At 71.7% G+C, this 19,519-nt stretch carries 21 protein-coding genes; 8 read left to right on the plus strand and 13 right to left on the minus strand.

The features are described from left to right. Window positions 1–97 precede the first annotated feature (97 nt). Entirely contained in the window at window positions 98–1,039 is a 942-nt protein-coding gene (locus tag SMA5143A_RS08335; RefSeq protein ID WP_375136470.1) for a deoxyribonuclease IV, read from the plus strand. A gap of 22 nt (window positions 1,040–1,061) precedes the next feature. On the opposite strand, the gene SMA5143A_RS08340 is transcribed toward SMA5143A_RS08335, so the two are convergent. Beyond that, window positions 1,062–1,709, minus strand: a complete 648-nt coding sequence (locus tag SMA5143A_RS08340; protein ID WP_107462256.1) for a sulfite oxidase-like oxidoreductase — start codon at window positions 1,707–1,709, stop codon at window positions 1,062–1,064. Window positions 1,710–1,883: 174 nt separating this feature from the next. Here SMA5143A_RS08340 and bfr point away from each other — a divergent pair, with 174 nt between their 5' ends. Then, complete coding sequence (gene bfr, locus SMA5143A_RS08345) at window positions 1,884–2,363, plus strand: bacterioferritin (protein WP_055521109.1); 480 nt, start codon at window positions 1,884–1,886, stop codon at window positions 2,361–2,363. A 31-nt stretch (window positions 2,364–2,394) separates the two neighbouring features. Here bfr and SMA5143A_RS08350 read toward each other — a convergent pair whose 3' ends face one another. Together SMA5143A_RS08350 and SMA5143A_RS08355 are read right to left on the minus strand one after the other, a co-directional pair. Continuing rightward, the gene (locus tag SMA5143A_RS08350) at window positions 2,395–2,637 is read right to left on the minus strand and encodes a (2Fe-2S)-binding protein (protein ID WP_107462257.1); all 243 of its coding nucleotides are present in this window, start codon (window positions 2,635–2,637) and stop codon (window positions 2,395–2,397) included. Between the two features lie 145 nt (window positions 2,638–2,782). Beyond that, window positions 2,783–4,132, minus strand: coding sequence for a class II 3-deoxy-7-phosphoheptulonate synthase (locus tag SMA5143A_RS08355; RefSeq protein WP_107462289.1), 1,350 nt, complete (start codon window positions 4,130–4,132; stop codon window positions 2,783–2,785). A 134-nt stretch (window positions 4,133–4,266) separates the two neighbouring features. On the opposite strand from SMA5143A_RS08355, the gene SMA5143A_RS44715 reads away from it, so the two are divergent. Beyond that, a complete protein-coding gene (locus SMA5143A_RS44715) occupies window positions 4,267–4,323 on the plus strand; it encodes a trp operon leader peptide (protein ID WP_101392327.1) in 57 nt (18 codons plus the stop codon). 122 nt (window positions 4,324–4,445) lie between these two features. Further along, the gene (locus SMA5143A_RS08365; RefSeq protein WP_107462259.1) at window positions 4,446–6,305 is read left to right on the plus strand and encodes an anthranilate synthase family protein; all 1,860 of its coding nucleotides are present in this window, start codon (window positions 4,446–4,448) and stop codon (window positions 6,303–6,305) included. Window positions 6,306–6,425: 120 nt separating this feature from the next. On the opposite strand, the gene SMA5143A_RS08370 is transcribed toward SMA5143A_RS08365, so the two are convergent. The 4 genes from SMA5143A_RS08370 to SMA5143A_RS08385 all read right to left on the minus strand — a co-directional run bounded on the left by SMA5143A_RS08370 (window position 6,426) and on the right by SMA5143A_RS08385 (window position 10,547). Then, window positions 6,426–7,454, minus strand: coding sequence for a 6-phosphofructokinase (locus tag SMA5143A_RS08370; protein WP_107462260.1), 1,029 nt, complete (start codon window positions 7,452–7,454; stop codon window positions 6,426–6,428). A gap of 186 nt (window positions 7,455–7,640) precedes the next feature. After that, entirely contained in the window at window positions 7,641–8,288 is a 648-nt protein-coding gene (locus tag SMA5143A_RS08375; RefSeq protein WP_107462290.1) for a response regulator, read from the minus strand. A 143-nt stretch (window positions 8,289–8,431) separates the two neighbouring features. Next, complete coding sequence (gene macS / locus SMA5143A_RS08380; RefSeq protein ID WP_181361786.1) at window positions 8,432–9,676, minus strand: MacS family sensor histidine kinase; 1,245 nt, start codon at window positions 9,674–9,676, stop codon at window positions 8,432–8,434. Between the two features lie 70 nt (window positions 9,677–9,746). Beyond that, window positions 9,747–10,547: a lysophospholipid acyltransferase family protein gene (locus SMA5143A_RS08385; protein WP_099964900.1), complete on the minus strand. Its 801-nt coding sequence runs from the start codon at window positions 10,545–10,547 to the stop codon at window positions 9,747–9,749. A gap of 197 nt (window positions 10,548–10,744) precedes the next feature. Between SMA5143A_RS08385 and SMA5143A_RS08390 the strand changes: the two genes are divergently transcribed. The 4 genes from SMA5143A_RS08390 (at window position 10,745) to SMA5143A_RS08405 (ending at window position 14,267) form a co-directional block, all read left to right on the plus strand. Beyond that, window positions 10,745–11,662, plus strand: a complete 918-nt coding sequence (locus SMA5143A_RS08390) for an alpha/beta hydrolase (protein ID WP_107462262.1) — start codon at window positions 10,745–10,747, stop codon at window positions 11,660–11,662. Beyond that, a complete protein-coding gene (locus tag SMA5143A_RS08395) occupies window positions 11,655–12,371 on the plus strand; it encodes a hypothetical protein (RefSeq protein ID WP_107462263.1) in 717 nt (238 codons plus the stop codon). The genes SMA5143A_RS08390 and SMA5143A_RS08395 overlap by 8 nt, the downstream gene beginning before the upstream one ends. Window positions 12,372–12,580: 209 nt before the next feature. Further along, on the plus strand, window positions 12,581–13,204 hold the full coding sequence (locus tag SMA5143A_RS08400) for an RNA polymerase sigma factor (protein WP_107462264.1): 624 nt from the start codon (window positions 12,581–12,583) through the stop codon (window positions 13,202–13,204). After that, a complete protein-coding gene (locus SMA5143A_RS08405; protein WP_107462265.1) occupies window positions 13,197–14,267 on the plus strand; it encodes a CU044_5270 family protein in 1,071 nt (356 codons plus the stop codon). Before SMA5143A_RS08400 ends, SMA5143A_RS08405 begins: the two co-directional genes overlap by 8 nt. Here the strand turns inward: SMA5143A_RS08405 and SMA5143A_RS08410 are convergent. From SMA5143A_RS08410 to SMA5143A_RS08435, 6 genes are all read right to left on the minus strand, one after another. Further along, the gene (locus SMA5143A_RS08410; RefSeq protein WP_107462266.1) at window positions 14,264–15,022 is read right to left on the minus strand and encodes an endonuclease/exonuclease/phosphatase family protein; all 759 of its coding nucleotides are present in this window, start codon (window positions 15,020–15,022) and stop codon (window positions 14,264–14,266) included. The genes SMA5143A_RS08405 and SMA5143A_RS08410 overlap by 4 nt on opposite strands. Window positions 15,023–15,168: 146 nt before the next feature. Next, the gene (locus tag SMA5143A_RS08415; protein ID WP_107462267.1) at window positions 15,169–16,122 is read right to left on the minus strand and encodes an ROK family glucokinase; all 954 of its coding nucleotides are present in this window, start codon (window positions 16,120–16,122) and stop codon (window positions 15,169–15,171) included. Between the two features lie 105 nt (window positions 16,123–16,227). After that, window positions 16,228–16,734, minus strand: coding sequence for a DUF5304 domain-containing protein (locus tag SMA5143A_RS08420; RefSeq protein ID WP_055523007.1), 507 nt, complete (start codon window positions 16,732–16,734; stop codon window positions 16,228–16,230). 57 nt (window positions 16,735–16,791) lie between these two features. Continuing rightward, a complete protein-coding gene (locus SMA5143A_RS08425; protein ID WP_107462268.1) occupies window positions 16,792–17,961 on the minus strand; it encodes an ArsA family ATPase in 1,170 nt (389 codons plus the stop codon). 252 nt (window positions 17,962–18,213) lie between these two features. After that, a complete protein-coding gene (locus SMA5143A_RS08430; RefSeq protein ID WP_107462269.1) occupies window positions 18,214–18,654 on the minus strand; it encodes an SRPBCC family protein in 441 nt (146 codons plus the stop codon). A gap of 83 nt (window positions 18,655–18,737) precedes the next feature. Beyond that, window positions 18,738–19,493 (minus strand): metallophosphoesterase family protein, encoded by a 756-nt coding sequence (locus SMA5143A_RS08435; RefSeq protein ID WP_181361789.1) that lies wholly within the window; start codon window positions 19,491–19,493, stop codon window positions 18,738–18,740. Window positions 19,494–19,519: the final 26 nt, after the last annotated feature.

Raw genomic sequence — 19,519 nt, forward strand, 5'->3', positions numbered from 1 at the left:
CACCACGGTCGGGGCCCCGGGGTCTGTGCCTCATGGTCGGGGCCCCGGGACACCATCCGCCGTCCGGGTGGTCTCCTCCGCATGACACCCTTGTGCGGTGAGTACTGAGCAGTCCCCCGGTCGCCCCGGCGCCTCCGCCCCCGCGTCCGCTCCCCTCTCCTCCCCCGCCCCCGTGTCCGGGCCCGCGCGCAACCCCGTCGGCGGGCATGTGCCCGTCGCCGGCGGGCTGCACTCCGTGGGGCTCACCTACGCCCGTGATCTCCAGGCCGAGACCGTGCAGGTCTTCGTGGCGAACCCGCGGGGCTGGGCCACACCCGTCGGGAACCCGCGGCAGGACGAGGAGTTCCGGGCGGCCTGCGCGGCCGAGTCGATCCCCGCGTACGTGCACGCCCCGTATCTGATCAACTTCGGCTCGCACACCGAGGCGACGGTCGAGAAGTCCGTGGAGTCGCTGCGGCACTCGCTGCGCCGGGGCCGGGAGATCGGCGCCCTCGGCGTGGTCGTGCACACCGGGAGCGCGACCGGCGGCCGGGACCGTGAGGTCGCGCTGAAGCAGGTGCGCACACACCTCCTGCCGCTGCTGGACGAGCTCACCCACGACGACGACCCGTATCTGCTGCTGGAGTCGACCGCCGGCCAGGGCTCCTCCCTGTGCTCCCGCACCTGGGACTTCGGCCCGTACTTCGAGGCGCTGGACAGCCACCCGAAGCTCGGCGTCTGCCTGGACACCTGCCACATCTTCGCGGCGGGCCACGACCTGACCGGCCCCGACGGCATGCACCGGACGCTGGACCTGCTGGTGGACACCGTCGGCGAGGGACGGCTGAAACTGATCCACGCCAACGACTCCAAGGACGTCGTCGGCGCCCACAAGGACCGTCACGAGAACATCGGCTCCGGCCACATCGGCGAGGACCCGTTCCGCGCGCTGATGACCCACCCCGCCACCGAGGGCGTCCCCCTGATCATCGAGACCCCCGGCGGCAAGGAGGGTCACGCGGCGGACGTGGAACGTCTGAAGAAGCTCCGCGACGGCTGAGACGGCGAGACACCGGGCCCGGTCAGAGCTCGGGTCCCTCCCCCGGTTCCTCCTGGTAGGAGTAGCGCTGCTCGCGCCACGGGTCGCCGATGTTGTGGTAGCCGCGCTCCTCCCAGAAGCCCCGCCGGTCGGCGGTCATGTACTCGATGCCACGGACCCACTTGGGGCCCTTCCAGGCGTAGAGGTGCGGCACGACGAGCCGCAGCGGGAAGCCGTGCTCGGCGGTGAGCAGCTCGCCGTCCTTGTGGGTGGCGAAGATCGCGCGGTCGGAGGCGAAGTCGCTGAGCCGGAGGTTGGAGCTGAAGCCGTACTCGGCCCACACCATCACATGGGTGACCTCGGCGGCCGGAGGCATGATCTCCAGGATCGTCCGGGCGGGGATGCCGCCCCACTCCGCGCCGACCATGCTGAACTTCGTCACGCAGTGCAGATCGGCCACGACCGAGGCGTACGGCAGTGCGGTGAACTCGTCGTGGGTCCAGCTCCGCTTCTCGCCGTCGGCGGTGGCGCCGAAGACCCGGAAGTCCCACCGCTCGGGGCGGAACTTGGGTACGGGGCCGTAGTGCGTCACCGGCCAGCCGCGCTGGAGTCGCTGTCCCGGCGGAAGCTGCGGCTGTGCCGCGTTCTCAGATGCGCGATCTCCCGACTCGCGTCCCACCGGCTGACCCATGACTCCATCCTGACAGACCCCGAGTGGTGCACCTGACCGGCCCCCACCCGACTCGGACAAAACGAACTAAGGCTGGGCTAACTTACTAAGCTTGCACTTACTGGACGATCTTCGATGCCGGTGCAATCATCGCGGCGCAACCTCCCAGTTCCCCGCTTGGAAGGAGCCTTTGCGATGCAGGGCGACCCCGAGGTCATCGAATTCCTCAACGAGCAGCTGACGGCCGAGCTGACCGCGATCAACCAGTACTTCCTGCACGCGAAGATGCAGGAGAACTTCGGCTGGACGAAGCTCGCGAAGTACACCCGGCACGAGTCGTTCGACGAGATGAAGCACGCGGAGGTCCTCACCGACCGGATCCTCTTCCTGGACGGCCTGCCGAACTACCAGCGGCTGTTCCACGTCCGCGTGGGCCAGACGGTGAAGGAGATGTTCGAGGCGGACCGGCAGATCGAGGTCGAGGCGATCGACCGCCTCAAGCGCGGCATCGAGGTGATGCGGGCCAAGGGCGACGTGACGTCCGCGAACATCTTCGAGTCGATCCTCGCCGACGAGGAGCACCACATCGACTACCTGGACACCCAGCTGGAGCTGCTGGAGAAGCTCGGCGAGGCGCTGTACATCGCACAGCTGATCGAACAGCCGGAGAGCTGATTCCCCGCGTCGAGAGGCCGCGCCGGACGGGCTAGGCCGCTTCCTCGAGCTCCTGTACCTCGGAGAAGGCGGGCTGCCCCTGGTCGGCCGACTCGCGGCGCGGGAACGCGCCCCTGCCCAGGATCGCCTGGATACGGCGGACGCAGGAACCGCAGTCCGTGCCCGCCTTGCAGGCCGACGCGATCTGGCGAGGGGTGCAGGCACCGTCCGCCGCGTGCTTCTTGACCTGCTGCTCGGTGACACCGAAGCAACTGCAGACGAACACGCGGTTCACCTCCCGCCGGGATCGATACGTAACGCCGCCCCGATGATCGGTGAGGCTAACCTAACCTTACCCGGCGGCCAGGGAGCACAAAAGTGGAGTGGGGCGCGGATCGTATGTGATCCGCGCCCCACTCCACTGTGTCGTCACGCCCGTACTAGTCGCGGTACAGCTCCGCGACCAGGAAGGCCAGGTCGAGGGACTGGCTGCGGTTGAGCCGGGGGTCGCAGGCGGTCTCGTAGCGCTGGTGCAGATCGTCGACGAAGATCTCGTCGCCGCCGCCCACGCACTCGGTGACGTCGTCACCGGTGAGCTCCACGTGGATGCCACCCGGGTGGGTGCCCAGGGCCTTGTGGACCTCGAAGAAGCCCTTGACCTCGTCGAGCACGTCGTCGAAGCGGCGGGTCTTGTGCCCGGAGGCAGCCTCGAAGGTGTTGCCGTGCATCGGGTCGGTCACCCAGGCCACGGTCGCGCCGGAGGCGGTGACCTTCTCGACCAGCTCGGGCAGCTTGTCACGGACCTTGTCCGCGCCCATGCGCACGATGAAGGTGAGTCGGCCGGGCTCGCGCTCCGGGTCGAGGCGCTCGATGTACTGGAGAGCGTCCTCGGCCGTGGTCGTCGGGCCGAGCTTGATCCCGATCGGGTTGCGGATCTGCGAGGCGAACTCGATGTGGGCGTGGTCCAGCTGCCGGGTGCGCTCACCGATCCACACCATGTGCGCGGAGACGTCGTACAGCTGCCCCGTGCGCGAGTCGACGCGGGTCAGCGCCGACTCGTAGTCGAGCAGCAGCGCCTCGTGCGAGGAGAAGAACTCGACGGTGCGGAACTCCTCCGGGTCGGCCCCGCAGGCGTGCATGAAGTTCAGCGCGTTGTCGATCTCGCGGGCGAGCTGCTCGTAGCGCTGGCCGGACGGGGACGACTTCACGAAGTCCTGGTTCCAGGCGTGGACCTGGCGCAGGTCGGCGTAGCCGCCGGTGGTGAAGGCGCGGACCAGGTTCAGCGTGGAGGCGGAGGCGTGGTACATCCGCTTCAGGCGCTCGGGGTCCGGGATACGGGCGGCCTCGTTGAAGTCGAAGCCGTTGACCGAGTCGCCGCGGTAGGTCGGCAGGGTCACGCCGTCACGGGTCTCGGTGCCCTTGGAGCGGGGCTTGGAGTACTGCCCGGCGATGCGCCCGACCTTCACGACCGGCACGGAGGCCGCGTACGTGAGGACGGCGCCCATCTGGAGCAGCGTCTTCAGCTTGTTGCGGATGTGGTCCGCCGAGACGGCGTCGAAGGCCTCGGCGCAGTCGCCGCCCTGGAGGAGGAACGCCTCTCCCTTGGCGACGGACGCCATCCGGGCGCGCAGCTGGTCGCACTCGCCCGCGAAGACGAGCGGCGGATACGACTCGAGCTCCGCAACGACTGCGCGCAGAGCCTCGGTGTCGGGGTACTCGGGCTGCTGCGCCGCGGGCAGGTCTCGCCAGGTGTTGCCAGCGCTCGCGCTGGACTTAGCGTTCACGGTCACGACGTCCACATTACGGGGTCATGTCGGGCGTCCATTCCCCTGCTCATCAAGTGAGACGAACCCCGCTCGATCGGGACGGGGCCCCCGGGCGCGGCCCGTGGCGCCGCCCGACCGCCTCCGGTAGGGTGCGGCGCATGTTCGCGCACTCCAACCAGAACTGGTGGTGGACCGCTCATCCGGCGGCCCACTGACTGCGCGTACGCACGACTTCGCGAAGGCCGCCCGAGGGGCGGCCTTCCGTGTTTCCACCACCGGGCCGTCCCTCCTCGATCACCGCACTGATCACGCTCCGATCAGCCACGAGGAGAACCCGATGGACCTGGCTCGACTCCTGCACGACCCCCGACCGTTCGCGCTGCTGCGCCGCCGCACCCCCGGCCTCGACCACGACACCGTGGAGGTGCTGATCGGCCCGGTCACCACCTGCGAGCGGCTCGCCGACCTCCCCGACGAGGCGCTGGCCCTCGTCCCGTTCCGGCAGATCCGCGAACGCGGCTTCGACGTCCGCGACGACGGCACGCCCCTGTCGGTGCTCGTGCCGGAGGAGTCGTACGCACTGCCGCTGGAGCGGGCGCTGGCCGAGCTGCCCGCGCACGACGTGCGGGTGGAGGGCGGCGGTTTCGACGTCGGCGACGAGGAGTACGCGGAGATCGTCGGGCGGGTGCTGCGCGAGGAGATCGGGCGGGGCGAGGGCGCGAACTTCGTGATCCGGCGGACGTACGAGGGCGGTGTCCCGGGCTTCGGCCGGGCCGACGCGCTGGCGCTGTTCCGGCGACTGCTGGAGGGCGAGCGGGGCGCGTACTGGACGTTCGTGGTGCACACCGGCGAGCGGACGCTGGTCGGGGCGAGCCCCGAGGTGCATGTCCGGATGTCCGGCGGGACCGTCGTGATGAACCCGATCAGCGGCACGTACCGCTATCCGGCCGGCGGGCCGACACCGGAGGACCTGCTGGAGTTCCTCTCCGACGGCAAGGAGATCGAGGAGCTCTCGATGGTCGTCGACGAGGAGCTCAAGATGATGTGCACGGTCGGGGACATGGGCGGGGTGGTGATCGGGCCCCGGCTGAAGGAGATGGCGCACCTCGCGCACACCGAGTACGAGCTGCGCGGACGTTCCTCGCTGGACGTGCGGGACGTCCTGCGGGAGACCATGTTCGCGGCGACCGTCACCGGGTCTCCCGTGCAGAACGCCTGCCGGGTGATCGAACGGCACGAGGTGGGGGGCCGCGGCTACTACGCGGGGGCCCTCGCGCTGCTGGGCCGCGACGAGGGCGGGGCGCAGACCCTGGACTCGCCGATCCTGATCCGGACCGCCGACATCGCGGCCGACGGCCGGCTGCGGGTGCCGGTCGGCGCCACGCTCGTCCGGGGCTCCGATCCGGCGGGCGAGGTCGCCGAGACCCACGCCAAGGCGGCCGGGGTGCTGGCGGCGCTCGGAGTGCGGCCCGGACGGCCGGAGCGGGAGCGGGTGCGACCGGGGCTCGCGGAGGACCCCCGGGTGCGGGCGGCGCTCGACGGGCGGCGCGCCTCGCTGGCGCCGTTCTGGCTGCGGATGCAGGACCGCACGGCCGAGCTGACCGGACACGCGCTGGTGGTGGACGCGGAGGACACGTTCACCGCGATGCTCGCGCATCTGCTGCGGTCGTCGGGGCTGGAGGTGACGGTACGGCGGTACGACGAGCCGGGGCTGCGGGAGGCCGTCCTCGGGCATGCCGGGGTGGTCGTGCTGGGGCCGGGGCCCGGGGACCCCGGGGACGCGGACGACCCCAAGATGCGGTTCCTGCGGGAGCTGACCGCCGAGGTGCTCCGGGACCACCCGTACGGGGTGCTCGGGGTGTGTCTCGGGCATGAGCTGATCGCGGCGGAGCTGGGGCTGGGGATCGTGCGCAAGGAGGTGCCGTACCAGGGGGCGCAGACCTCGATCGACCTGTTCGGGCGGGAGGAGGTCGTCGGCTTCTACAACAGCTTCGAGGCGCGCTGCGACGAGGGGGCGGCCGGGGAGCTGGCCGCGCACGGGGTGGAGGTCAGCCGCAGCGCCACCGGGGAGGTGCACGCGCTGCGGGGGCCCGGGTTCGCGGGGGTGCAGTTCCATCCGGAGTCGGTGCTGACGCTGGACGGGGTGACGGTGGTGCGGAAGCTGGTGGCCGGGCTGCGGGTGCTTCGGGCTCGGTAGGCGGGTTGCCGGGTGCGGGTGGTTCGTGGTTTCTCGCGCAGTTCCCCGCGCCCCTGAAGGGAACGGGCCTGCGGCCCCCACTCACCCGCACCCGACAACGCTCGCGAACCTCTCCCCCGGTCAGCCGAAGAAGACTCCGACCTCCTCGTAGAGCGCGGGATCCACCGTCTTCAGCCTGGCCGTCGCGTCGGCGATCGGGACGCGGACGATGTCCGTGCCGCGCAGCGCGACCATCTTGCCGAAGTCCCCGTCACGGACCGCGTCGATCGCGTGGAGCCCGAACCGTGTGGCGAGCCAGCGGTCGAACGCGCTGGGCGTGCCCCCGCGCTGGACATGGCCGAGGACGGTCGTCCGGGCCTCCTTGCCCGTGCGCTTCTCGATCTCCTTGGCCAGCCATTCGCCGACCCCGGACAGCCGGACGTGCCCGAAGGAGTCCAGGGACTCGTCCTTCAGGACCATCTGGCCGTCCTTCGGCATCGCCCCCTCCGCCACGACCACGATCGGCGCGTACGACGCCTTGAAGCGGGACGTCACCCAGGCGCACACCTTGTCGACGTCGAAGCGCTGCTCGGGGATGAGGATGACGTTGGCGCCGCCGGCCAGGCCGGAGTGGATGGCGATCCAGCCGGCGTGACGGCCCATCACCTCCACCACGAGGACCCGCATGTGGGACTCGGCCGTGGTGTGCAGCCGGTCGATCGCCTCGGTCGCGATGCCCACGGCCGTGTCGAAGCCGAAGGTGTAGTCCGTGGCCGAGAGGTCGTTGTCGATCGTCTTCGGGACGCCCACGCAGGGCACGCCGTACTCGTCCGACAGACGCGCGGCCACGCCCAGCGTGTCCTCGCCGCCGATGGCGACGAGCGCCTCCACCTCCTGCTTGGCGAGGTTGTCCTTGATACGGCGGATGCCGCTCTCCTCCTTGAGCGGGTTGGTGCGCGAGGAGCCGAGGATCGTGCCGCCGCGCGGCAGGATGCCGCGCACGGCGGGGATGTCGAGGCGGACGGTGTCGTTCTCGAGCGGACCCCGCCAGCCGTCCCGGAAGCCGACGAAGTCATAGCCGTACTCCTGCACGCCCTTGCGGACGATGCCCCGGATGACGGCGTTGAGCCCGGGGCAGTCGCCGCCTCCGGTCAGTACTCCGACCCGCATGGAAATGTCCCTTCACCGCGGTTGCCGTAAGCCTTCCGCAGCACCGTAATGGTGACGCAGGTCACTTCGACATGACCGGGTAAGGGCAATTCCGGTGAACTGTCGGGCGGTTGGTTTACTCCTCGGATTGGTCTATGGACGCATTTGTCGATCAACGCGGGCCGGGAGCCCCGGGTGGAGGGCCGTCTACTCGTCGTCGAGGCCGCGTTCGATGGCGTAGCGGACCAGTTCCACCCGGTTGTGGAGCTGGAGCTTGCCGAGGGTGTTCTGCACATGGTTCTGGACCGTGCGGTGCGAGATGACGAGGCGTTCGGCGATCTGCTTGTAGCTCAGGCCCTTGGCGACGAGGCGGAGCACCTCCGTCTCACGGTCGGTGAGCTGCGGCGCCTTCGGCTCGTCGGCTCCCGCGGCGGGCACCGGCTCGGAGGCGAGACGGCGGTACTCGCCGAGGACGAGGCCGGCGAGGCCGGGGGTGAAGACGGGGTCGCCGACGGCGGTGCGGCGCACGGCGTCGATCAGGTCCTCGGTCGAGGCGGACTTCAGCAGATAGCCCGTGGCGCCGGACTTCACCGCCTCCAGCACGTCCGCGTGCTCGCCGCTCGCCGACAGTACGAGGACCCGCAGGGCGGGGTTGGCGCCGACCAGTTCCTTGCAGACCTGGACGCCGGGCTTCGCGGGCAGGTTGAGGTCCAGCACGAGGACGTCGGGCGCGGCGGCCCTGGCGCGGCGGACCGCCTGCTCGCCGTCGCCCGCCGTCGCGACCACGTCGAAGCCGGACTCGGTCAGGTCGCGGGCGACGGCGTCGCGCCACATGGGGTGGTCGTCGACCACCATGACCTTGATCGGGTCGCCCGGCCCCCGCCCTGCGACGCCCGACCGTTCCTGTCCGTCGACGCCCGACCGTTCCTGTCCGTCGACGCCCGACCGTTCCTGCCCGTCGACGCCCGACCGTTCCTGTCCGTCCAGCACGTTGTCCGTCACCGCTTCTCCGCCTTCCCCCGTGTGTCCTTCGGTGCTTCCGAGGCCCTGGGTACCTTCAGTTCGACTTCCGTGCCCTGTCCCGGCACCGAGATCAGCTCGGCCGTGCCGCCCATGTCGCGCAGCCGGCCCCGGATGGACAGGGCCACCCCGAGCCGTCCCTCGCCCTCGGCCTGGGCGAGCCGTCCCTCGGGGATGCCGGGCCCGTCGTCCCGTACGGTCACGACGACCTCGTCCGTCCAGTCCTCGACCAGGATCCAGGCCCGCGCCCGCTCACCGGCGTGCCGGCGCACATTGTCCAGGGCGGCGCCGACGGCGGCGACCAGCTCCCGTGCGGCGTGCGGGACCAGCTCCACCGGGCGGCCCGGCTCGGACAGGGTGACCTGCGCCCCGGCGTAGGGGGCGAGCAGGGAGCGCAGGTCGAGGGGGCCGTCGCCGGAGTCCGGCGCGTCCGGCTCGTCGACGACCCGGACGAGTGCTCCCTCGGCCGCGTCCTCCGAGATCCGGGAGACCGGTACGAGGCCACCGGAGACCAGGGTGCGCAGCGCGACCTCCTGCTCGCCGGCCATCCGGCCCAGCTCCGCGGCCTCGCCGCCGAGGGCGGTGCCGCGCCGCTGCACCATGGCGAGGACCTGGAGCACGCTGTCGTGGATGTCGCGGGCGAGGCGCTCCCGCTCGCGGGTGGCGGCCTCGATCTCCAGGGCGCGGGCGAGGGTGCGCTCGGAGGCGCGGGCGACCTCGACGACGTAGCCGATGGCGATGGCGGCGACCCACACGAGCAGCACGTTGTGGACGGTGTCGCGGGTGGGGGCGCCGCGGTGGACCAGGTTGGCGACGGCGACGAGGGTGGAGGCGAGGGCCGCCCACCGCCAGCCGCCCTTGATGGCGAAGGCCAGGACGGCGCCCGCGGTCCATATCGACGGCAGGGTGGGGCCGCCGGCCTCGATCCGCGCCGGGGAGTCGGCGAGCCGGGTGAGCAGGATGCCGACGACCGCGATGGTGAGGTCGGCGGCGAGGAACCGTTTGGTGCAGGCGGCCGCGTTGGCGACCCGGGGCAGGGTGGCCAGGGTCCAGCCGACCAGCACCACGAAGTAGCCGATCGCGAGCCAGGGGCGCGGGAACCTGGCGTACGCGCTGATGAACAGACCGACCGCGTAGATCATCGTCAGGACCCGGTAGCCGGTGAGCGCGCGCCACAGCGGCAGCTCGACCGACATCCTCATGACTCTCTCGCGCTTCGGCATGTGCCCGACCCCCACCCCACCCACGGCGGACGCGTTGTCCGCACGCGACCGTATCCGCCGGACGCGACCGCTACGAAGCCGGCCGGTCCGGGTCCCCCGTGGACTTCTCGGCCTGCTCCTTGGCCGCCTGGTCCCTCTCGGCCTTGGCGAGGGCCGCCCTGGCGGCCTTGTCGGCCTTGTCGGCCTCCTTCTCCGCCTTGGCCGCGTCCGCGATCTGCCGCTTGGCGGCGGTCGCGTAGATGTCGACGTACTCCTGGCCCGAGAGCTTCATGATCTCGTACATGACCTCGTCGGTCAGCGCCCGCAGGACGAAGCGGTCGTGCTCCATGCCCTGGTAGCGGCTGAAGTCGAGGGGCTTGCCGATCCGGATGCCGGGGCGCATCACCTTCGGCAGGACCTTGCCGGGCGGCTGGATCTTCTCGGTGTCGATCATCGCGACGGGGATGACGGGCGCGCCGGTGGCGAGGGCCACGCGGGCGAGGCCGCCGGGCTTGCCGCGGTAGAGGCGGCCGTCGGGCGAGCGGGTGCCCTCGGGGTAGATGCCGAACAGTTCGCCCCGCTCCAGGACCTGGATGCCGCTCTTGATCGCGGCCTCGCCCGCGCCGCGCGCGCCGGAGCGGTCCACGGGGAGCTGGCCGACGCCCTTGAAGAATGCCGCCGTGAGCTTGCCCTTCACGCCGGGCGTCGTGAAGTACTCCGCCTTCGCGATGAAGGTGACCTTGCGGTCGAGGACCGCGGGCAGGAAGAACGAGTCGGAGAACGAGAGGTGGTTGCTCGCCAGGATCGCCGCGCCCTCGGCCGGAATGTTCTCCAGGCCCTCCACCCAGGGCCGGAAGGTGACCTTGAGCGGTCCCCCGATGGCGACCTTCATCGCGCCGTACAACAACCGATTGCCTCTCTGTGTTCTGAGGATCAGACCTTAACCCGGACGACTGACGAACAGCCCGGCGCCCCGCCCTCCGCCTCTCCTCCCCCCGCCGAAGCCCCTGGTCGGTGTCAGTGCGGTCGCGTACGGTGAACCACACCGGGACTCGTTTCACACCCTTCTCATGAACAGGAGACCGAACCGTGCCGGTCCTTCCTGGAGCCGAGCCCTACCGCCATGAGGGCGGGCGGGTCGGGGTGCTCCTCTGTCACGGCTTCACCGGTTCCCCGCAGTCGCTGCGCCCCTGGGCGCAGTACCTCGCCGAGCGCGATCTGACCGTCGTCCTGCCCCTGCTGCCGGGGCACGGCACCCGCTGGGAGGACCTGCGGATCACCGGCTGGCAGGACTGGTACGCGGAGGTGGACCGCGAGCTGCGCGCCCTGCGCGAGCGCTGTGCGCGGGTCTTCGTGGCCGGGCTGTCCATGGGCGGCGCGCTGGCCCTGCGGCTGGCGGCGAAGCACGGGGACGCGGTCGACGGCGTCGTGGTCGTCAACCCGGCCAACGAGGTGCACGGCCTGGCGGCCCGCGCCCTCCCCGTGCTCCGGCACCTCGTCCCCAGCACCAGGGGGATCACCGACGACATCGCCAAGGAGGGCGTCACGGAGCTGGGGTACGACAGGGTGCCGCTGCACGCGGCGCACTCCCTGCGGACCTTCCTGCGGCTGGTCGACGGTGAACTGCCTCAGGTGACCCAGCCGTTGCTGCTGTTGCGCAGTACACGGGACCATGTGGTGCCGGCCGCCGACTCCGCGCGTGTGCTCGGCCGGGTGTCGTCCACGGACGTCACGGAGATCCTGCTGGAACACAGTCGGCATGTCGCGACGTTGGACCACGACGCGGGCCGCGTTTTCGACGAGAGCCTGGCGTTCATGACCCGTGTCGTGGGGGACGGCGCGCCGGACGCCGCGGAGGGGACCGACGAAGCATCCGCGGAGGGCTCCGGGACGGAATCGATGAAGGAGTCCGGGACGGATTCCGTACAGCAGTCCGGGTCGGGGTCCGCGGAGCGGTTCGGTGCGGGACCCATGGAGCAGAGGGAAGGGACGGCCACTGGTGGCTGAGCACGACTCCGAGCGTGAGCCGGAGGAGAAGGGCGCGCCCCTCGGTGAGCGCCACGGTGACTCACGCGGATCGGGCTCGGGCGGATCGGGTTCCGGTGGCTCGGGCGGCTCGGGTGCCTCCGGTGACACGCCGGGCGAGGAGCAGCAGGTGCCGTTCGACGAGGACGCCGCCTGGAAGGCCATCGTCGCCGGGTTCGGGGAGGAGCCGCCGGACCCGCCGGGCGCCAAGCCGTTCCGTTCGGTGGAGGACCTGGCGCTGCTGGAGGCCGACCCGGAGGAGCCCTCCGACACACCCGCCGGCGGCGCCGCGGACAGTGCCGGGCCGGCGGCTCCCAGGCCGCTGGGCAGCTCGGTCGCGTTCGCGCCCGGTGTCGGCGCCGGTCCACGGGACTACACGGTGCCCGACCCGGTGGGTGAGGACACCGGGGAGGACGAGGACGACGACGAGGACGAGGACGGTGAGGGCCACTTCGTGCCCCCGGAGCCGCCGCCGCTGCCGGAGGCCGACGCGACCGCCAAGTTCGCCTGGCTGGGCGTGGTCGGCGGCCCGGTGCTGCTGCTGCTCGCGGTGCTGCTCGGCTGGGACATGACCTGGTGGCTGACCACCCTCGGCATCGGCGGCTTCCTCGGCGGTTTCGCCACGCTGGTGATGCGGATGAAGACCGACGACGAGGACGACGACGATCCGGGGCGGGGCGCGGTCGTCTGACCCCCGCCGCCGTACGAGGGCCCGCCCGGGAGCGTTCCGGGCGGGCCCTCGGCATGGTGCGCGGGGCGGGCCCTCGTCGTCGGTTCCTGAGTGCGTGCGCGCCGGCGTCCGCCGGAATGGAACTCGGATCCGGCGAGCGGCGAAGGACGGGTGAAGAACCTGAACAAGCCCAAGCCTTCGAGGCGTTCGGACGAACGAGAGGAGCCCCGATGACCGTCGGACCACCGGGCGTCGGCACCCGCGACGAGGATCGCGAGGAGAGTGATGCCCGTGTGATCGCGCGGTCCCGGGACGAGCCCGAGCTGTTCGCCGCACTCTATGACCGGCATGCCGACGCCGTGCACCGTTACGCGGCCCGGCGGCTCGGTCCGGAGGCGGCGGAGGATCTGATGGCGGAGACCTTCGTCACCGCCTTCCAGCGACGCCACACGTACGACCTGGAGCGGGCCGACGCCCGCCCCTGGTTGTTCGGCATCGCGACGAACCTCGTGGGCCGGCACCGCCGGGCCGAGGCACGCCGGTTCAAGGCGCTGTCCCGGCTGCCGGAGCCGGTGGAGCACGAGGAGCCGGTCGCGGACCGCGCGGTCGCCAGGGCCGGTGCCACGGGGGTGCGCCGGGACCTGGCGGCCGCGCTGGCCGGGCTCTCCGCCCGGCACCGCGACGTGGTGCTGCTGATCGCGTGGGCCGGCCTCGACTACGAGGAGGCGGCCCGTGCCCTCGGTGTGCCTGTCGGCACCGTCAGATCCCGGCTGAACAGGGCTCGCAGCAAACTGCGCGAAGCACTGGGCGGATCCGATCCGACAGCTTTCCGAGAGGCGGACGCCCATGCGTGACATCGACGAACCGAGGGACCTGAGGGATTTGAGGGACCTCACCGACTTCGACGCGGGGACTCCCCCGCTGGACGAGGAGACCCGGCGCCGGGGCCGGGCCCGGCTGCTGGCCGCGATCACCACGCCCGACGCGGACCGCGCGACGGGCCGGACGGCCCGGACCGCCGTGGTGAGCCGCCGGCCGCTGCTGCGCGTCGCCCTGACGGGCGCGGTGGCCGCCGCGGTCACGGCCGGTGTGCTGGTCGCCGTGCAGAACGACGACGGTGACCGGGGAAGGACCGCGAAGCCGGAGGTGACGAGCCTGCCGCCGATGCGGAACGTGAGCGCGCGGACCGTGCTCAACGGGGCGGCGGCGTACGAGCGCGAGCACGGGAGGACCGTGAGCCCGCGGGACGACCAGTTCGTCTACACCAAGGAGATCATCAAGGAGACCGACCAGAAGACCGGGCGGACGAAGACCCACGTCGACGAGAACTGGCGGTCCGTGGACGGCTCGAAGCGCTCCTGGATCATGGAGATCGGCAAGGGCTGGTGGTCGCCGCCGCTGGAGGACAACCAGAGCAGCTGGCCCCCGCAGGACTGGGGCAGGCTGCGCAAGCTGCCGACCGACCCGGAGAAGCTGATCCTCGCCATCCAGGACGACTTCTTCGGCCGCAAGGAGAAGAACACCTCACTGGAGAAGATCACCGACGAGGAGTGGTCGCACATCCACTTCAGCCTCGCCGGGCTGCTCAAGCTGGTCCCGGTGATGCCGGAGGGGCTGCGTCCGGCGGCCTACGAGGCGCTGGGGATGGTGCCGGGCGTGAAGGCGGTGCCGAACCAGAAGGACGCCAAGGGCAGGGTCGGTGTGGCGATCACCTACGACGACCCGACGCTCCCCAAGGGGGTGTCGAGCTTCGGCGGCTATTTCATCTTCGACCCGGTGACGTACGAGTTCCTGGGCTTCCGGGACGAGCGCACCTCGGGTGACGGGGAGCACATGAAGCGCTACACCCAGCTGTCCTACCTGGACAGCTGGGCGATCGTCGACAAGGTCAAGCGGCGGCCGGTGGCCGCAGGCTAGGACGACGCCGCGGGCACTCTGAGGGCGGCCAGGACCGGGAGGTGGTCCGTGGCCGCCCTCAGGTCGCTCCGGCTGATCCCCGGCAGGCCGAGCGGCACACCGCAGCCGAGGACCTCGATGCCGGGGGTGGCCAGGACGGCGTCGATGCGCTGATGGGGGTCGGCGGGGGTGGAGGTGTACTCGCTGCCCCAGGGCGCGGTGGCCCAGCAGTCCTGGAGCGTGCCGGCCAGCCGCCGGAACGTGCGGCCGTCGGGGCGTTCGTTGAGGTCGCCGCCCGCGACGGCGTGCTCCACGCCCAGGGCGGCGAGGCGGTCGAGGAGCATGCCGCCCTGCTCGTACCGTTCGTCCTTCTGCAGGGAGAGGTGGCAGGACAGGACGCCGAGGCGGGCGCGGCCGAAGCGGACCACGGCCGTGGCGAAGCCGCGCCGGTGCAGGCCGGGGGTGAGCGGCAGCAGGACGTCCTCGGTGTGCTCGACGGTGGCGCGCAGGCCGCACAGCAGGGCGGGGCCACAGGCGGTGGCGCCGCCGGAAAGGGTGACGAGGTCGCAGGCCGCGGCCAGCCGCGCGAGTTTCTTGCGCCAGCGGAAGAAGCGGGGGGCCTCCTGGATGAGGACCAGGTCGGGGGCGCAGCCCTTGATCACCCGGGCGAGGGCGTCGGTGTCGTCCCGCATGGAGCGGATGTTGTAGCTGAGGACACGGATGGTCGCCGAACCGTCGGGGTTCGTGCGGGAGTTGGGCAGCGGGTTCGTCGCCATGGGGATCAAGATACGCCCCGACGGCGGGGGTATATGTCCGTTTGCGGCCAGGGGCGGTTCGTGGCTCGGCGCGCCCGTGCGGCAGAGCCGGACATGGCTGCGGCCCCGCGCCCCTTCCGGGGCACGGGGCCGCAGCCGACCGGGTGTCACATGATCGGGTCGGGCTCTCTCGCCAGGTCGGCCGCGCCCACCAGCCCGGCCTCGTTGCCCAGCTGGGCGGCGATCACCTGGGCGACCGGGCGCCAGTTGCCGCCGACGAGCCACCGCTTGTACGACTTGCGGATGGGGTCGAGGACCAGCTCACCCTCGTCGGACAGGCCGCCGCCCACGATGAACGCCGACGGGTCGAAGAGGGAGGCGAGGTCGGCGAGACCGGCACCGGCCCAGCGGGCCAGCTCGCGGTAGGAGTCGACGGCGACGGGGTCGCCCTGGCGGGCGGCCATGGAGATGTGCTTGCCCTCGATGCCGTCGGGCGTGCCGTCGCCGAGGCCGAGGAGGATCTCGGCGTTCTCGGGGGTCGCGTTGGCGCGCTGCTTGGCGTACCGCACCAGCGCGCGCCCCGAGGCGTACTGCTCCCAGCAGCCCTGGCTGCCGCAGCCGCACAGCAGACCGTCGGGCACCATCCGGATGTGGCCGAACTCGGCGGCCACGCCGAAGTGCCCGCGGCGCAGCTTGTTGCCGATGATGATGCCGCCGCCGAGGCCCGTGCCGAGGGTGATGCAGATGACGTTCCGGTGGCCCTTGCCCGCGCCGAACTTGTATTCGCCCCACGCGGCCGCGTTGGCGTCGTTCTCCACGACGACGGGCAGGCCCACGCGGGCCTCGACCTTCGCCTTCAACGGCTCGTTGCGCCAGTCGATGTTGGGGGCGAAGTAGACCGTGGAGCGCTGGCGGTCGACGTAACCGGCAGCGCCGATGCCGACGCCGACGATCTCGTGGCCGGCTCGCGCGCCCTCGACGGCGGCGGCGATGGCGTCCACGATCGCCTCGGGCGTACCCGGGGTCGGCACCTTGTGGGTCGAGAGGATGTTGCCTTCCTCGTCGACCACACCGGCCGCGATCTTGGTACCGCCGATGTCGACGCCGATGGTGAGTCCCATGAATCCCTCAGTTTCGGTCGAGCCCCGCTACGGCCAACCGTACCCGAGGGCCCAGCACCGGGGCTCCCGTCGTCCGCCCGGCGGACGGCCCTGAGAGCCGGTGAGTCAGTCCAGGTCGATGCGTTCGCCGGGGCCCTGGCCGTCGTCCTCGTCGCGGCGTTCCCGGTGGGCGGGGTCGCGGGTGGTCCAGCGGCGTTCCTGGGCCTCGACGGCGGAGCGGTACGCGGCGAGGAGTTCGTTGCCCGCGGCGGCGAGGTGGTCGAAGACGTCCGGGTTGCGTTCGATGACGGGTTCGACGGCGGCCTTGGCCTGCTGGACGACCTGGCTGACCATCTGCTGGGCCGCTCCGCCGGCCACCGCGCCGAGCAGCGGCGACTGGAGGCCGGACAGTTTGTCGGCGACGGTGTCGACCAGCTTGCGCAGTTCCTCGGCGGCCGAGCCCGGCGGCGGCCCGTGCTGCGCCCGGCGGCGGGCCTTCTCCGCGGCGAGGTCCTCCTCGCACGCGGTGGCCCAGGCGTCGGCGTCCGTGGCCCGTACCTCGTACTCGTCCGCGGCGGCCTGGCCGGCCGCGTCCTGACGAGCGGCATCGGACGTGGGGCGCTCTTCGCTCATGGCGGACTCCTGCCTACGTTTCGTACCTTCGACGTTACCCGAACGGGGGTATGCGGTTCACCGGGTGCGCGGCCAGAACCGGGGGTCCGGGGCGAAGCGGATCCTCAGCTCGCCGTCCCGCAGGGCCGCCCCGTCGACCGTGCAGCGGCGCAGGGCCGAGGGCAGCGGCACGATGCGCCGGAACTGCCCGGCGGTGACGACCAGCTCGTCGCCGCGCCGCACGAGGTCCAGCTCGTCGCGTATGGCGCCGGGCAGCGGGAGGTGCCAGACGAGCACGCCGTCGTCGGCGAGCCGGTCGGTGACGGGCCACTCGACCCGGGCGGGCCTGTCACCCGCAGGGGGTACGTCGAGAGCGGTGAGGTCGTCGGTGCCGCGCGGGTCACGGCCGAGGTGGGCGACCTCGCGGACGGGGTGGGTGGCGCGCCACTCCGAGAGGGTCTTGTCCTGCTGGGCGACGAGACCCGCGAGCCAGGTGTCGGAGGTGTCCCCGGGCAGGACCCGGTTGGCGACCAGCGCGTCGACGGGGAGGCCGCGCAGGGCGAGGCCGACGCCCGCGACCCGGATGTGGTCGGCGCCGGCGGGGCCGGGCTCGGCGACCAGCCGTACGGTCGTGCCCGGGTCGTCGACGACCGCGGCGACGGCGGCCAGCTCGACGTCCCAGCGGGCGGCCGTCTCGTACAGCCACTCGGAGGGCATCGGCACCCCGGCCAGCCGGCCGAGCACGGGGCGCAGGGCGCGGGCCGCCTGGCGTTCGGCGGGGAGCAACCTCCGCAGGTAGCGGCGGAGTTCCTCCGGGAGGCCGAGGAGGGCGAGCGCCTGCGGGAGGGGCGGCAGATCGACGACGAGGAGGTCGTACGCCTCGGACAGCGCGGCGTCGCGGAGCGCGCGCAGGAGGGCCAGCTCCTCGGCACCGGGCAGCGGGGTGAGTTCCTCGGCGTCCAGCCGGCCGGCGCCCAGCAGGTCCAGGACGGAGGCGGCGCGCTCCTGGAACGCGACGAGGTCCGCGCGGAAGCGGGCGGCCGCGTCGGGCCGCCACGCGGTGAGGCCGGGGCCGACCGGTACGGGCTCGGCGCCGGTCGGGGTGCCCAGCACCGCCCCGAGGCTGTCGGTCCGGTCGGCGCTCAGCACGAGCGTGCGGCAGCCCTCCCGAGCCGCCGCCACCGCGGTGGCCGCGGCAACCGTCGTACGGCCACTGCCGCCTTGCCCGGTGATCAGGATGGTGCGCATGGAGCTGAACGGTAACCCACCCACGGGGGCAAGGATTCCGCTCACCACACGAACGGGGTGCCGCCCGGAGACGACCATGGGAGCGCACGGCGCCAAGAAACCGCCGGGTACTCAAGGGGCGCGGGGAACGGCGCGACCGGCCACGGCGCACGCGCAGCCGCGAACACCCGCGCTCCCCCGCCCCCTTGGGCGCTCAAAGGGCACCCTTGTCACCAGGGCGAGTCGGGCGGGTGGGCAGCCCGGGGGACAGACCTACGCCCCCGATTCCACCCGCTTCTTCAGCCCCGCCAGCGCCCGGTCGATGATCACCTTCTCCGCCTTCCGCTTGATCATCCCGAGCATCGGGATCTTCACGTCCACGGTCAGCTGGTACGTCACCTCGGTCGCCGAGTCACTCACCGGCTTGAGGATGTACGACCCGTCCAGCGACCGCAGCATCTGCGACTTGACCAGCGTCCAGGACACTTCGTTCGTCCCGGTCCACGTGTACGCCAGCGTCTGGTCGTCCTTGATCGCCCCGGCGTCCATGACGAGCCGCACCTGCTCGGCGCGCCCCTCGTCGTCGGTCTTCAGGACCTCCGCCTCCTTCACCTCACCCGTCCAGTCGGGGTAGCGGGCGAAGTCGGCGATCACTCCCATGACGTCGGCCGCCGCAGCCTCGATCGTGATGCTCGAACTGGTGAATTCCGCCATCGCCGTGGCTCCTCCAGAAACGGTCCGGTGAGGGAGGTGGGTGCGCACGTATGTGCAGCGTGAAGGCTACCGCGCGTACGGACTCACCACTCCAACGCCCACGGCTTACCGCTCCCGGCGAAGTGCCCCACGTTCACACACTCGGTGGCCCCGATCCTCATCCGCCGCGCCAGCGGCTGGTGGACGTGCCCGAACAGCGAGTACCGCGGCCGGGTCCGGCGGATCGCCTCCAGCAGCGCCCGGCTCCCCCGCTCGAACCGGCGCGCGACCGTGTCGTACACCAGCTCGGGCACCTCCGGCGGGATGTGCGTGCACAGCACGTCCACCTCCCCCACGGCCTCGATCTTCGCCGCGTACTCCTCGTCGCTGATCTCGTACGGCGTGCGCATGGGGGTGCGCAGTCCGCCGCCCACGAACCCGAAGACCCAGCCCCCGATCTCGACGCACTCCCCGTCCAGCACGGTCGTCCCCCGCCCCGCGTACTCGGGCCACAGCGCCGGCATGTCGACATTGCCGTAGGTGGCGTACGTCGGCTCCGGGAACGCCGCGAACAGCTCGGCGTACTGCTTGCGCACGGCCCCCTCGATCACGGCGGAACGGTCCTGCCCGATGCCGGCCCAGAGCCGGGCGCCGAGTTCGCGGGCCTCCTCGAAGCGCCGGGCGGTGCGCAGTTCGACGAGCCGGGTGGCGTTCCCGGCGCCGAACAGATCGGGGAAGATCCCGCGCGAGTGGTCCGCGTAGTCGAGGAAGAGGACCAGGTCACCGAGGCACACCAGGGCGTCGGCACCCTCGCCGGCTCTGGCCAGGTCGCGCGCGTTGCCGTGCACGTCACTGACCACATGAATACGTGTCCTGCGGTTACCGC

The organism is Streptomyces sp. MA5143a, from assembly GCF_900290235.1.
Lineage (GTDB): Bacteria > Actinomycetota > Actinomycetes > Streptomycetales > Streptomycetaceae > Streptomyces.